Origin of the sequence: Faecalicatena faecalis, from assembly GCF_012524165.2 — a bacterium.
GTDB classification, from domain to species: Bacteria; Bacillota; Clostridia; order Lachnospirales; family Lachnospiraceae; genus Faecalicatena_A; species Faecalicatena_A faecalis.
This window is the reverse complement of the sequence record NZ_JABACJ020000001.1, coordinates 231,308-243,707: the sequence shown is the minus strand read 5'-3', so window position 1 is coordinate 243,707 and position 12,400 is coordinate 231,308. Positions and strand designations below refer to the sequence as shown.

Annotated in this window: 25 protein-coding genes; all 25 read right to left on the bottom strand. The window is 41.6% G+C overall.

What is annotated here, in order from left to right; genetic code table 11:
- Window positions 1-57 precede the first annotated feature (57 nt).
- On the bottom strand, window positions 58-426 hold the full coding sequence (rpsM, locus tag HGO97_RS01130) for a 30S ribosomal protein S13 (RefSeq protein ID WP_216238592.1): 369 nt from the start codon (window positions 424-426) through the stop codon (window positions 58-60).
- Window positions 427-787: 361 nt separating this feature from the next.
- Complete coding sequence (gene rpmJ / locus HGO97_RS01125) at window positions 788-901, bottom strand: 50S ribosomal protein L36 (protein ID WP_073105013.1); 114 nt, start codon at window positions 899-901, stop codon at window positions 788-790.
- 121 nt (window positions 902-1,022) lie between these two features.
- Window positions 1,023-1,241: a translation initiation factor IF-1 gene (gene infA / locus HGO97_RS01120; protein WP_109732278.1), complete on the bottom strand. Its 219-nt coding sequence runs from the start codon at window positions 1,239-1,241 to the stop codon at window positions 1,023-1,025.
- A gap of 5 nt (window positions 1,242-1,246) precedes the next feature.
- Entirely contained in the window at window positions 1,247-1,528 is a 282-nt protein-coding gene (locus HGO97_RS01115) for a KOW domain-containing RNA-binding protein (protein WP_216238591.1), read from the bottom strand.
- A 57-nt stretch (window positions 1,529-1,585) separates the two neighbouring features.
- Window positions 1,586-2,230, bottom strand: a complete 645-nt coding sequence (locus tag HGO97_RS01110; protein ID WP_216238590.1) for an adenylate kinase — start codon at window positions 2,228-2,230, stop codon at window positions 1,586-1,588.
- 92 nt (window positions 2,231-2,322) lie between these two features.
- On the bottom strand, window positions 2,323-3,675 hold the full coding sequence (gene secY, locus HGO97_RS01105; RefSeq protein WP_216238589.1) for a preprotein translocase subunit SecY: 1,353 nt from the start codon (window positions 3,673-3,675) through the stop codon (window positions 2,323-2,325).
- Window positions 3,675-4,115, bottom strand: coding sequence for a 50S ribosomal protein L15 (gene rplO / locus HGO97_RS01100; RefSeq protein WP_216238588.1), 441 nt, complete (start codon window positions 4,113-4,115; stop codon window positions 3,675-3,677). The genes secY and rplO overlap by 1 nt, the downstream gene beginning before the upstream one ends.
- 26 nt (window positions 4,116-4,141) lie before the next feature.
- Window positions 4,142-4,324 (bottom strand): 50S ribosomal protein L30, encoded by a 183-nt coding sequence (gene rpmD / locus HGO97_RS01095; protein ID WP_216238587.1) that lies wholly within the window; start codon window positions 4,322-4,324, stop codon window positions 4,142-4,144.
- Window positions 4,325-4,479: 155 nt separating this feature from the next.
- The gene (gene rpsE / locus HGO97_RS01090; RefSeq protein ID WP_216238586.1) at window positions 4,480-4,989 is read right to left on the bottom strand and encodes a 30S ribosomal protein S5; all 510 of its coding nucleotides are present in this window, start codon (window positions 4,987-4,989) and stop codon (window positions 4,480-4,482) included.
- A gap of 15 nt (window positions 4,990-5,004) precedes the next feature.
- Window positions 5,005-5,373: a 50S ribosomal protein L18 gene (rplR, locus tag HGO97_RS01085; protein ID WP_216238585.1), complete on the bottom strand. Its 369-nt coding sequence runs from the start codon at window positions 5,371-5,373 to the stop codon at window positions 5,005-5,007.
- Between the two features lie 17 nt (window positions 5,374-5,390).
- The gene (gene rplF / locus HGO97_RS01080) at window positions 5,391-5,933 is read right to left on the bottom strand and encodes a 50S ribosomal protein L6 (protein WP_216238584.1); all 543 of its coding nucleotides are present in this window, start codon (window positions 5,931-5,933) and stop codon (window positions 5,391-5,393) included.
- A gap of 214 nt (window positions 5,934-6,147) precedes the next feature.
- On the bottom strand, window positions 6,148-6,549 hold the full coding sequence (rpsH, locus tag HGO97_RS01075; RefSeq protein ID WP_216238583.1) for a 30S ribosomal protein S8: 402 nt from the start codon (window positions 6,547-6,549) through the stop codon (window positions 6,148-6,150).
- Between the two features lie 33 nt (window positions 6,550-6,582).
- Window positions 6,583-6,768, bottom strand: coding sequence for a type Z 30S ribosomal protein S14 (locus tag HGO97_RS01070; RefSeq protein ID WP_216238582.1), 186 nt, complete (start codon window positions 6,766-6,768; stop codon window positions 6,583-6,585).
- A gap of 13 nt (window positions 6,769-6,781) precedes the next feature.
- Window positions 6,782-7,321 carry a 50S ribosomal protein L5 gene (gene rplE / locus HGO97_RS01065; protein WP_216238581.1) on the bottom strand — a complete coding sequence of 180 codons (540 nt, stop codon included), beginning with the start codon at window positions 7,319-7,321 and terminating at the stop codon, window positions 6,782-6,784.
- 23 nt (window positions 7,322-7,344) lie between these two features.
- On the bottom strand, window positions 7,345-7,656 hold the full coding sequence (gene rplX, locus HGO97_RS01060) for a 50S ribosomal protein L24 (protein WP_216238580.1): 312 nt from the start codon (window positions 7,654-7,656) through the stop codon (window positions 7,345-7,347).
- 13 nt (window positions 7,657-7,669) lie between these two features.
- Window positions 7,670-8,038: a 50S ribosomal protein L14 gene (gene rplN / locus HGO97_RS01055; protein WP_025654671.1), complete on the bottom strand. Its 369-nt coding sequence runs from the start codon at window positions 8,036-8,038 to the stop codon at window positions 7,670-7,672.
- Between the two features lie 92 nt (window positions 8,039-8,130).
- The gene (rpsQ, locus tag HGO97_RS01050) at window positions 8,131-8,388 is read right to left on the bottom strand and encodes a 30S ribosomal protein S17 (protein ID WP_216238578.1); all 258 of its coding nucleotides are present in this window, start codon (window positions 8,386-8,388) and stop codon (window positions 8,131-8,133) included.
- Between the two features lie 11 nt (window positions 8,389-8,399).
- Complete coding sequence (gene rpmC, locus HGO97_RS01045) at window positions 8,400-8,606, bottom strand: 50S ribosomal protein L29 (RefSeq protein ID WP_025654669.1); 207 nt, start codon at window positions 8,604-8,606, stop codon at window positions 8,400-8,402.
- Window positions 8,596-9,033, bottom strand: coding sequence for a 50S ribosomal protein L16 (gene rplP / locus HGO97_RS01040; protein WP_216238577.1), 438 nt, complete (start codon window positions 9,031-9,033; stop codon window positions 8,596-8,598). The genes rpmC and rplP overlap by 11 nt, the downstream gene beginning before the upstream one ends.
- Entirely contained in the window at window positions 9,033-9,689 is a 657-nt protein-coding gene (gene rpsC / locus HGO97_RS01035) for a 30S ribosomal protein S3 (RefSeq protein ID WP_109732262.1), read from the bottom strand. Before rpsC ends, rplP begins: the two co-directional genes overlap by 1 nt.
- Before the next feature lie 14 nt (window positions 9,690-9,703).
- Window positions 9,704-10,090 carry a 50S ribosomal protein L22 gene (gene rplV / locus HGO97_RS01030; protein ID WP_122641714.1) on the bottom strand — a complete coding sequence of 129 codons (387 nt, stop codon included), beginning with the start codon at window positions 10,088-10,090 and terminating at the stop codon, window positions 9,704-9,706.
- A 29-nt stretch (window positions 10,091-10,119) separates the two neighbouring features.
- Window positions 10,120-10,401, bottom strand: coding sequence for a 30S ribosomal protein S19 (rpsS, locus tag HGO97_RS01025; RefSeq protein WP_216238576.1), 282 nt, complete (start codon window positions 10,399-10,401; stop codon window positions 10,120-10,122).
- 25 nt (window positions 10,402-10,426) lie between these two features.
- Window positions 10,427-11,269, bottom strand: a complete 843-nt coding sequence (rplB, locus tag HGO97_RS01020) for a 50S ribosomal protein L2 (protein ID WP_216238575.1) — start codon at window positions 11,267-11,269, stop codon at window positions 10,427-10,429.
- Window positions 11,270-11,478: 209 nt separating this feature from the next.
- Window positions 11,479-11,778 carry a 50S ribosomal protein L23 gene (gene rplW, locus HGO97_RS01015; RefSeq protein ID WP_109732258.1) on the bottom strand — a complete coding sequence of 100 codons (300 nt, stop codon included), beginning with the start codon at window positions 11,776-11,778 and terminating at the stop codon, window positions 11,479-11,481.
- Window positions 11,778-12,398 carry a 50S ribosomal protein L4 gene (gene rplD, locus HGO97_RS01010; protein ID WP_216238574.1) on the bottom strand — a complete coding sequence of 207 codons (621 nt, stop codon included), beginning with the start codon at window positions 12,396-12,398 and terminating at the stop codon, window positions 11,778-11,780. Before rplD ends, rplW begins: the two co-directional genes overlap by 1 nt.
- Between the last annotated feature and the right edge of the window lie 2 nt (window positions 12,399-12,400).

Sequence of the window (12,400 nt, the reverse complement as noted above, 5' to 3'; positions counted from 1 at the left end):
TTTACGATTACTGATGCCTGTCATGCAGCTAATCTCAAACTGCAGAATTCAGACATATTATTTTTTCTTATTAGCTACAGTTCTCTTAGGACCCTTGCATGTTCTTGCATTTGTCTTTGTCTTCTGACCACGTACCGGAAGTCCTTTTCTATGACGGATTCCACGGTAGCATCCGATTTCTTTCAGTCTCTTGATGTTCAGCTGAATCTCTCTTCTGAGATCACCTTCTACAACCTGAGTTTCATCGATTACTTCACTAATCTTCTTTACATCTTCACTTGTTAAATCTCTTACACGAGTATCAGGATTGATTCCTGCCTCTGCTAAGATACGGCTTGCGCTTGTTCTACCGATTCCATAGATATAAGTTAAGCCGATTTCTACACGTTTGTCTCTTGGTAAGTCTACACCTGCAATACGAGCCATGTGTCTTTCCTCCATTTCAAATCTGTTAATATTGTCCCTAACTGGGATGTCCATCCGTACTCAGAAAGGTGCTTCTGTATTACGAAAAAACATCCAGGCATACATAGCTGCTATGCATACCCTTTCCCGGCACGAAATCTCTTTCGCAAATGACAGCCGGGTATTATAAGCAATATACAAAAGACCACCAACCCTACGGTACCTGCATTCTCAGCAGTCTGGTGTATCCCTACTGTATATTAAACAGCTCCACACACCTCCTGGCGTGTCGCGCTGTCAGCCGCCTAATTCATTCACAAATCTTAACAAGTTTTCCCATTTTTTCACAGCGTCATACAATTCAGACGCATATAAACGGTAATTAACCCTGTCTTTGTTTGTGTTTCGGATTCTCGCAGATTACTCTGACGCTTCCTTTTCTTTTAATGATTTTGCATTTTTCGCAGATTGGTTTTACTGATGATCTAACCTTCATGTCAAATCCTCCTTCCATCCTTTTGCTTTACCATACGTTACGGGCTAATTTTGGGCACACCTCTCCCGAAACAGCCATTTCATATTGTAACACTATTGTTCTGGCAAAGTCAATAGTTTTTTTACTTATCTCTCCAAACAATTCTTCCCTTGCTCAGGTCATATGGAGACATTTCCAACGTCACTTTGTCACCTGGTAAAATCTTAATGAAATTCATACGCAGTTTTCCGCTAATATGTGCAAGCACGATATGCTTGTTCTCCAACTCCACCTTGAACATTGCGTTAGGCAGCTTCTCAACTACGACTCCTTCAATTTCGATCACGTCAGCTTTTGACATACTTTCTAATCCTCCTGCACGTTTGGCACTTTACTATTCTCATTCGTGTCCAAACGAGAATACCTACTAATTACTTCTTTAACTGCTTCATTATCTGCATAAGAAGTACAGATCGTCTTCTTTATTATCTGCAGATGCTTTTTATTCTTTCGTTTTGTATGGCAGACGGTCCTTATCCGGCCGTCTGCCAAATATACATATTCAGCATTGACATCAATTATGACATATATACAGCCTTTATCCCGGCCTTTCTTAGACCTGACAAGCATTCCTGGTGAAAATATCATACTTTTGCTGCTCCTTTGCCCGTTAGGATCTCATTTACGGGATGCTCTGCGGATATACTATTCTCCAAGTATCTTCACGATTTCTGCAAATACATCATCGATATCAATCGTTCCGTCTACTTCTTTTAAGATACCTGCATTTGTGTAATAGTCAATCAAAGGCTGTGTCTGATCATGGTATACACCAAGGCGCTTCTTTACTGTTTCTGGTTTGTCATCATCTCTTAAGATGAGGCTGCCTCCACAGTTATCACACACGCCCTCCACCTTAGTAGGTGCATATTCCAGATGATAAGTAGCCCCGCAGTCTACACAGGCTCTTCTGCCTGACATACGGTTGATGATGTTCTCATCCGGCACTTCCACGTTGATTGCATAGTCCATCTTCTGTCCCAACTCAGCAAGAGCCTTATCCAAAGCCTCTGCCTGTGGGATGGTCCTTGGAAATCCGTCCAGAACATAGCCCTTTGAGCAGTCGTCCTGGTTCACCCTGTCAACGACTAAATCAACTACTAATTCATCTGGAACCAAAAGGCCCTGATCCATAAAAGTCTTGGCTTTTTGTCCCAGCTCTGTTCCATTCTTAATATTGGCTCTAAAAATATCCCCTGTAGAAATATGTGGGATATCATACTTTGCCGCAATCTTCTTCGCCTGTGTTCCCTTACCTGCTCCCGGAGCTCCTAACATAATAATCTTCATAATATTATCCTCGCTTTTATAGCCATATAGCACTTTAACCCGCCGGTTTTATCCACGCTGGGACAAAACTCAGGCGAGCTAAATAGTTTCAATTAATATCCAAGGAAACTGTTCTTCATGGAACTTCCCTTACTATTCAAAAAACCTGTATAGTTGCGTACGAGCATCTGTGCCTCAATCTGTTTGATTGTCTCCAGTACTACACCTACAATAATGATCAAAGAGGTTCCTCCGAAGGATACATTCGCTTTGAATACACCATTGAAGAAATATGGAATTACCTGAACAATAACAAGTCCGCATGCACCGATAAAGATGATATAATTCAAAATCTTCTGCAGATACTCAACAGTCGGCTTTCCTGGACGGATACCCGGGATGAACCCTCCGCTCTTCTTCATGTTATTTGCAATTTCCAACGGATTAAATGTTATTGACGTATAGAAATAAGCAAAGAATATGGTAAGCGCGATATACACGACCAGTCCTAATGAATATATTAAATTATCTGGGTTACACCAGTTATTGGAATTCATCGCCTTTAATATCTGGCTTCCAATTCCTGTGCCATTGCCCTTTCCTAAGAAAGAAGCGATCACAATCGGGAACTGCATCAATGAGGATGCGAAGATAACCGGAATAACACCTGCTGTATTTACTTTCAGCGGAATATGTGTTGACTGTCCGCCATATGTCTTTCTTCCCTGTACTTTCTGGGAGTACTGTACTGCAATCCTTCTCTCACCCCCCTGGAGGATGATAACGAACACTACTACTACCAATAAAACTGCAATAATAATGATTGCTGCAAGTCCCCCCTTTGCCAAAGTCTTTCCTTTGACGAACTGTTCAAACAGTGTCATGAAATCATTCGGTACACGGGAAATAATATTGATGAGCAGGACGATGGAAATACCATTCCCTACACCTTTTTCAGTAATACGCTCACCAATCCACATCAGGAATGCAGATCCTGCTGTAAGTGTACATACTACAATAGCAGCATTTACGAAGTTATATTCTACAAGAAGTCCCTGACGTCCAAATCCGACTGCCATAGCAATGGATTCGATCAGCGCCAGCGCTACTGTGACATAACGGGTAATCGCTGCAATTTTTTTTCTTCCATCTTCGCCTTCTTTCTGCATCTCTTCCAGCTTTGGAATCGCAATGGTCAGAAGCTGCATGATAATAGAAGATGTGATGTACGGTGTAATGCTTAGGGCAAACACAGACATCTGTGTAAAGGAACCGCCGGTGAATGCATCAAAAAAATTGAATGCATCACCGGTCTGATTCGCGAAAAAATTCTGAATATAGGTTGGATCCACTCCCGGCGTCGGCAGCTGGGAACCAAGTCTCACAACGACCAGCATCACGAAGGTATAGAAAAGTCTTTTTCTAATATCCTCGATGTGAAATGCTCTTCGTACTGTTTCTAGCATTAGATCACCTCTGCTTTTCCACCAAGGGCCTCGATTTTTTCAGCTGCTTTTGCACTAAATGCATTTGCCTGAACAGTAAGCTTCTTAGTTAACTCTCCATTTCCAAGAATTTTAACACCATCTTTTGGATTTTTAACAATACCGCTCTCGATCAGTGTTTCAACTGATACTGTAGCGCCATCCTCGAATGCTTCTAAAGCACTTAAGTTAATACCAACGATTTCTTTAGAGTTTCTGCATGTGAAACCTCTCTTTGGTATTCTTCTGTATAAAGGCATCTGACCACCTTCAAAGCCTGGTCTTGGTGCTCCTGAACGAGCTTTCTGACCTTTGTGGCCCTTACCGGCTGTCTTACCATTTCCAGAACCGTGTCCACGGCCCCTTCTGAAATTATCACTCTGCTTAGAGCCGTCTGCTGGTCTCAAGTTTGATAAGTCCATGATCTTACCTCCTTATCTTTTATAATTTACGCTTCTTCTTCAACTTTCACTAAGTGTCTAACCTGCTGTACCATGCCTCTGGTAGCTGCATTATCCGGTAATACAACTGTCTTGTTGAGCTTCTTGAGTCCAAGAGCTTCAACAGTTCTTTTATGCTTCGGCACAGCACCGATTGTAGACTTAACCAGTGTAATCTTTAAATTTGCCATTCTATTTACCTCCTACACGATAGAAAAAATAGCTCTATCCATCTTATACAATAGAGGCGAGCTCTACCTTCTTATGCGATAGAGACAGGCTCTACCTTTTTATGCGATAGAGACAGGCTCTATCTTCTTATGCGATAGAGCAAAGCTCTATCTTATTAGCCTACGATCTCGTCAACTGATTTTCCACGAAGTTTTGCAACTGCCTCTGGGGTCTTGATCTCTTTGAGTCCTTCGATTGTAGCAAGAACTACGTTCTGCTTGTTGTTAGAACCTAAAGATTTTGTACGGATGTTCTTGATTCCTGCCATCTCGATTACCGCACGTGCCGGACCTCCGGCAATAACTCCAGTACCGTCTGGAGCCTTCTTCAGTAATACGGAAGCGCTTCCGAATTTACCGATTACATCGTGTGTTACACTTTCGTTTTCATCCATTGCAACAGTGATCAGTTTCTTTGCTGCATCCTCTTTTCCTTTGCGGATAGCCTCTGGGATTTCAGTAGCTTTTCCTAAACCTGCACCAACATGGCCTTTACCATCGCCAACAACTACTAAAGCTGTGAATCTGAAGTTACGACCACCTTTAACAACTTTGGTAACACGCTTAATTGATACCACTTTTTCTGTTAATTCCAACTGGCTAGCATCAATACGTTCTTGTTTCATATGTGTTCTCCCTTCTTAGAAATTCAACCCAGCTTCTCTAGCTGCGTCTGCTAATGCTTTGATTTTACCCTGGTATATAAAGCCGCCTCTGTCAAAGACAACATCTGTAATACCTTTTTCTTTTGCCTTCTCAGCAATTACTTTTCCTAAATATGCTGCTGCATCAACGTTGTTGGTTTTCTCCAATTCTGCTTTCACGTCTTTCTGAAGAGTGGAAGCTGAAACCAGTGTATTTCCAACTGTATCGTCAATAATCTGAGCATACATATGATTATTACTTCTAAACACAGCTAAACGTGGTCTTTCAGCAGTACCGCTGAAACGGTTACGTAATTTCATGTGTTTTTTTCTACGAACTTCGCTTCTTGATTTCTTACTAACCATTTTCACACTCTCCTTAATTATTTCTTACCAGTCTTACCAACTTTACGTCTGATTACTTCATCAGCATACTTGATACCCTTGCCCTTATATGGCTCCGGTCTTCTCTTGTCTCTGATTTCAGCTGCGTATTGGCCTACTTTTTCTTTATCGATACCTTTGACAGTAATTTTATTCTGACCTTCCAGAACAGTCTCAACACCTTCTGGGTCAGTCATCTCAACTGGATGAGAGTATCCTAAGCTTAATGTCAATTTGTTTCCTGATTTAGCTGCTCTGTAACCAACACCGTTCACTTCCAGAACCTTCTGGTATCCGTCTGTTACACCAACAACCATGTTGTTGATCAGTGTTCTTGTCAGACCATGTAAAGATTTCATTCTCTTTAAATCATTCGGTCTTGTAACGATTACTTCTTCGCCTTCTTTTTTGATTTCCATTTCTACTGGAAGCTCTTTACAAAGAGTTCCCTTAGGACCTGTTACAGTCACTACATTGTTCTCTGCAATGTCAACAGTTACACCTGCTGGGATTGCGATTGGCAGTCTTCCTATACGTGACATACCGTACCTCCTATAACTTAAATTCTCGGAGAAGCTGCTATGTGGCTTCTCTGTTTTCAGTTGCTGTGAGTACTTGAAAATTTCTTTTCTGTACTCTTTTTCTATCGGACATGTTCTTGTCGCTAAGCTCGGAAAGACCTCGCTAAGTTCCAAGAACGGCCTCGCACTAAGTTCGTCCGGCGCTAACGCTTGGACTTACTAAGTTGCTTTCGGCCTACCAAACGAAGCAGAGAACTTCTCCGCCTACGCCAAGTTTTCTGGCTTCTTTGTCTGTGATTACACCTTTGTTTGTGGAAACGATTGCTGTTCCGAGTCCACCAAGTACCTTCGGCATATCTTCGCTGTTAGCATATACACGAAGTCCTGGCTTAGAGATTCTCTTCAGACCGGAAATAACTTTTTCGTTCTTATCTGCACCATATTTCAATGTGATGTGGATTGTCTTGAAGTTTCCATCTTCAACGATGTCAAATTTCTGAATATAACCTTCGTTGAAAAGAATCTCAGCAATCGCGATTTTCATCTTTGATGCAGGAACATCAACTGTATCATGTTTAGCAGTATTTGCATTACGGATTCTTGTAAGCATATCTGCGATTGGATCACTCATAGTCATTGATTATTGACCTCCTTATTTCTATTTGGTGAATTACCAGCTTGCTTTTCTAACACCTGGGATTTGTCCTTTATATGCCAGTTCACGGAAGCAAATACGGCAGATTCCATATTTTCTCAAATATGCATGTGGACGTCCACAGATTCTGCAGCGGTTGTATTCTCTGGTAGAGAATTTTGCATTGCGCTGCTGTTTGATTTTCATTGATGTCTTAGCCATGAATTTCCCTCCTTTACTTAGTGAATGGCATATTGAACTGAGTCAATAATTCACGAGCTTCTTCGTCAGTCTTAGCTGTTGTAACGAAAATTACATCCATACCTCTGACTTTGTCTACTTTATCGTACTCGATTTCAGGGAAAATCAGCTGCTCTTTGATACCAAGAGCGTAGTTGCCTCTTCCGTCGAATGCGTTCGGGTTAACACCTCTGAAGTCACGTACACGAGGTAATGCAAGGTTGATCAGACGATCAACGAACTCATACATTCTTTCTCCTCTTAATGTAACTTTACATCCGATAGCCATGCCTTCTCTGATCTTGAAGTTAGCGACTGAGTTCTTAGCTCTTGTAAGAACTGCTTTCTGTCCGGAAATCTTCTCAAGATCAGCTACAGCTGACTCTAATACTTTTGCGTTGTCTTTTGCTTCGCCTACACCCATGTTGATAACAACCTTGTCAAGCTTCGGCACTTCCATTATATTTTTATATCCAAATTTTTTGATCATTGCATCAACGATCTCATTCTGATATGTCTCTTTCAGTCTACTCAAAGTTCTGGACCTCCTTCCTTGAATTAATCAATCACTTCGCCTGTTGCCTTAGCAACACGTACCTTTTTGTCTCCATCCATTTTGAAACCAATTCTTGTAGCTTTTCCTTTGTGTACATACATAACATTGGAAATATCGATTGGTCCTTCCTGATGGATGATACCGCCATTCTGATTAGCAGCGCTTGGCTTTGTGTGCTTTGTCAGCATGTTGACACCTTCAACCAGAACTTTTCCGTCTTTTTTATTTACAGCAATAACTTTGCCTTCTTTGTCTTTGTCTTTTCCAGCGATTACTTTAACAGTGTCGCCTTTTTTGATCTTCATAGTTGACATTCTCGGCACCTCCCTACAGTACTTCCGGAGCTAAAGAAACAATCTTCATAAACTTCTTGTCTCTGAGCTCTCTGGCTACTGGTCCAAAAATACGTGTTCCACGTGGGTTCAAATCGTCTTTTATAATAACAGCAGCATTTTCGTCGAATCTGATATAGGAACCGTCTTTACGACGTGCGCCTTTAACAGTACGGACAACTACAGCTTTCACAACGTCACCTTTTTTTACAACGCCGCCTGGTGTTGCATCTTTAACAGTCGCAACGATCACATCTCCGATATTGGCATATCTTCTTGTAGAACCGCCAAGTACACGGATACACAGTAACTCTTTAGCACCTGTGTTGTCTGCTACTTTAAGTCTACTTTCTTGTTGTATCATGCAGGTAAACCTCCTTCAAATTATACGCTTATTGAACTATCTGTCCAACATAACCTGCCTAAGGACACATGGTCCAAACTAATGCGGGCATATTATTTTGCTTTTTCTACGATCTCTACAAGTCTCCATCTCTTATCTTTAGATAATGGTCTTGTTTCCATAACTTTTACTTTATCTCCAACGTTACACTCATTCTTCTCATCATGAGCTTTCAATTTATAAGTTCTTTTTACGATCTTCTTATAAAGTGGATGCTTAACGTGGTCTTCAACTGCAACAACGATTGTTTTGTCCATCTTGTCACTAACAACCTTGCCTGTACGGGTTTTTCTAAGATTTCTTTCTTCCACAGTACGACCTCCTATTCAGCTTTAGAAGCTTCAGTTATCACTGTCTGGATACGAGCGATATTCTTTCTCACTTCTTTGATTCTGCTTGTATTATCTAACTGGTTAGTTGCATTCTGGAATCTTAAGTTAAAGAGTTCCTTCTTAGCAGCTACTAATTCTTCATTTAATTCCTCAACGGATTTTCCTTTTAATTCTTGTACAAATGTATTAATTTTCACTGTTATCACCGCCTTCTAAGTCTGCGCGAGAAACGATTTTGCATTTGCAAGGTAACTTATGCATTGCAAGTCGAAGTGCCTCTCTAGCTGTTTCCTCTGGTACTCCTGCAATTTCAAACATAACGCGGCCCGGCTTAACTACTGCTACCCAGTATTCCAGGGCACCTTTTCCTTTACCCATACGAACTTCAAGAGGTTTATGAGTTACCGGCTTATCCGGGAAAATTTTGATCCAAACTTTACCACCACGTTTGATGTAACGTGTCATAGCAACACGGGCTGCCTCGATCTGGTTGGAACGAATCCAGCATGGCTCTGTTGCAACGATACCGTACTCACCGTAGGAAATCTTGTTGCCTCTTAAAGCTTTTCCTTTCATGGTGCCACGGAACTGTTTACGACGTTTAACTCTTTTTGGCATTAACATTATTTATCGCTCCCTTCCTTATCTGCTTTAGTCGGAAGAACTTCGCCTTTGTAAATCCAAACCTTTACACCGACTTTTCCGTAAGTTGTGTCAGCTTCTGCGAATCCATAATCAATGTCAGCTCTCAGTGTCTGAAGCGGGATAGTTCCTTCACTGTAGAACTCTGTACGGGCCATATCAGCTCCGCCAAGACGTCCTGAAACAGATGTCTTCACACCAAGTGCTCCGGACTTCATTGTTCTTGACATGCAGGACTTCATAGCACGTCTGAATGAAATACGGTTCTCAAGCTGCTGAGCAATGTTCTCAGCTACTAACTGAGCATCTTTGTCAGGTCTCTTAATTTCTTTGATATCAACGATCAGCTTCTTGTCTGTGAACTGCTTTAACTCAGCTTTCACTTTCTCGATCTCAGAACCGCCTTTACCGATTACTACACCAGGTTTAGCTGTATAGATGATGATCTTAACGCGGTCAGATGCTCTCTCGATCTCGATTCTTGAAACACCTGCGCTGTATAATTTCTTCTTAAGGAATTTTCTGATTTCATGGTCTTCTACCAGGTTGTCTGCGAAATCTTTTTCTGCATACCATTTGGAGTCCCAGTCTTTGATAACGCCGACTCTTAAGCCATGAGGATTAACTTTCTGTCCCATTATTGCCCTCCTTATTATCTTTCATTAAGCACGATTGTGATGTGGCTCATTCTCTTCTCGATTCTATAAGCTCTGCCCTGTGCTCTTGGTCTGATTCTCTTCATTGTTGGTCCTTTATTTGCGTAACACTCTTCAATATAAAGGTTCTCAACATTCATACCGTTGTTGTTCTCAGCATTTGCGATTGCTGATTTTAATAATTTCTCTATTACACTTGAAGCATATCTTGGATTATAAGCTAAAATACCAAGTGCTGTCTGTACATCCTTACCTCTGATGGCATCCAATACGAAGCAAGCTTTCTGAACTGACACTCTAGCGTAAGAAATCTTAGCTGATGGTCTTGTGTCTTTCTGCTCATTTCTTTCTCTCTTGATTTGGGATCTATGTCCTTTAGCCATGGATGAACCCTCCTTTCGAATACTCTATATTATCTAACCTTTGACTTCTTGTCGTCTTTTCCGTGTCCTCTGTATGTTCTGGTTGCTACGAACTCTCCGAGTTTGTGTCCAACCATATCTTCTGTAACATATACAGGCACATGCTTTCTTCCGTCATGGACAGCAAAAGTGTGTCCAACGAATGACGGGAAGATTGTAGAACGACGTGACCATGTCTTAATAACTGATTTATCACCTGCAGCGTTCATAGCGTCAACTTTTTTCAGTAAGCTTTCGTCTGCAAATGGTCCTTTTTTAAGTGAGCGAGCCATAAGTTCTAACCTCCTTGTAAACTAATTATTTGATTGCTTTTCCATCTCTTCTTCTTACAATTAACTTGTTAGAAGCTTTGTTTTTCTTACGTGTCTTAAGACCAAGTGCCGGTTTGCCCCATGGTGTACATGGACCTGGACGTCCGATACCTGTCTTACCTTCACCACCACCATGCGGATGGTCGTTCGGGTTCATAACGGAACCACGTACTGTAGGTCTGATACCCATGTGACGTGTACGACCTGCTTTACCAACGTTGATCAGGTTGTGCTCTCCGTTACCTACGACACCAACAGATGCTCTGCAAATGATTGGAACCATTCTCATCTCACCAGATGGAAGTCTCAGTGTTGCGTATTTTCCTTCTTTAGCCATCAACTGAGCGCTGTTTCCTGCTGAACGAACAAGCTGTCCGCCTTTTCCAGGATATAACTCGATGTTGTGGATCTGTGTACCAACCGGAATCTCAGAAAGCGGCAGGCAGTTTCCTACTCTTACTTCTGCTTCTGGTCCGTTCATAACCTTCATTCCGTCCTTTAATCCTTCTGGAGCAAGGATGTAAGCCTTCTCGCCGTCTGCATAGCAGATTAATGCGATGTTAGCTGATCTGTTCGGATCGTACTCGATTCCAACTACTGTTGCCGGAATTCCGTCTTTCTTTCTCTTGAAGTCTACGATTCTATATTTCTTCTTAGCTCCGCCTCCGCGGTGTCTAACTGTGATTTTACCCTGATTATTACGACCAGCTTTTCTGCTCTTGGAATCCAGTAAGGACTTCTCAGGAGTTGTCTTTGTGATTTCAGAGAAATCAGAGCCAGTCATCTGTCTTCTGGAAGGTGTATATGGGTTATATGTTTTGATTCCCATTACTATCTCTCCTTTCGTTTTGCCTGATTATTTGTTTCACGGAATTGCACCGTATATTGTTGACTGATGCTCGTACATCAAGCAGAGCTGCCTGATTAGGTGCATCAAGTGATATCAAGTTCCGTGCGCCTAGGCTCGATAAGACCTCGCCAAGGCTTGGGAACGGCCTTCTCACTAAGTTCGCTGTAAGCTTACTAAGTGTTCAGTGCCTACAGTCCCTCAAAGATCTCGATATCAGCGCTATCATCTGTTAACTGAACGATAGCTTTCTTTGTCTTAGCTGTTTTTCCGTATGTCATACCACGTCTTTTTGTTTTGCCATCAAGATTCATAGTATTTACGCTTTTTACCTTTGTTCCTGCGAACATTTTTTCAACAGCTTCTTTGACCTGTGACTTTGTAGCCTCTGTGTGAACTAAGAAAGTGTATTTCTTATCAGCCATGAGCTCCATTGTCTTCTCAGTAACTACTGGTTTAAGGATTACATCATAATATTGAACGTTAGCCATTATGCGTACACCTCCTCGATCGTTGCAACAGCAGCTTTCGTAGTGATTACTGTGTTGTATTTTAAGATATCAAATACGTTAAGTGTATTTGTATGAGCCGTCTTCACGCCTGCGATGTTTCTTGCAGAAATTTCAGCATTTGTATTACCATCTTCCAGAACAACCAGTGCTTTATTCACATTCAGGTTGTTTAATACTGCCTGGAATTTCTTTGTCTTGATCTCGTCGAAGCTCAGGTCATCGATTACGATGAACTTGTTCTCCTCTACTCTTGAAGTAAGAGCGGATTTCAGAGCTGCTCTCTTTTCTTTCTTGTTCATCTTGAAAGAGTAGTCTCTCGGTACTGGAGCAAATACAACTCCACCGCCTGTCCACTGCGGAGATCTTGTAGAACCCTGTCTTGCATGACCTGTTCCTTTTTGTCTCCATGGTTTTCTTCCGCCTCCGGAAACTTCAGAACGTGTCTTTGCTTTCTGTGTTCCCTGACGATTATTTGCAAGCTGGCTTACAACTGCCATGTGTACTAAGTGTTCGTTAACCTCAACACCGAATACAGCATCGTTCAAATCGATTGTACCAACTTCTTTACCTTCGATATTATAAACAGATACGTTTGCCATCT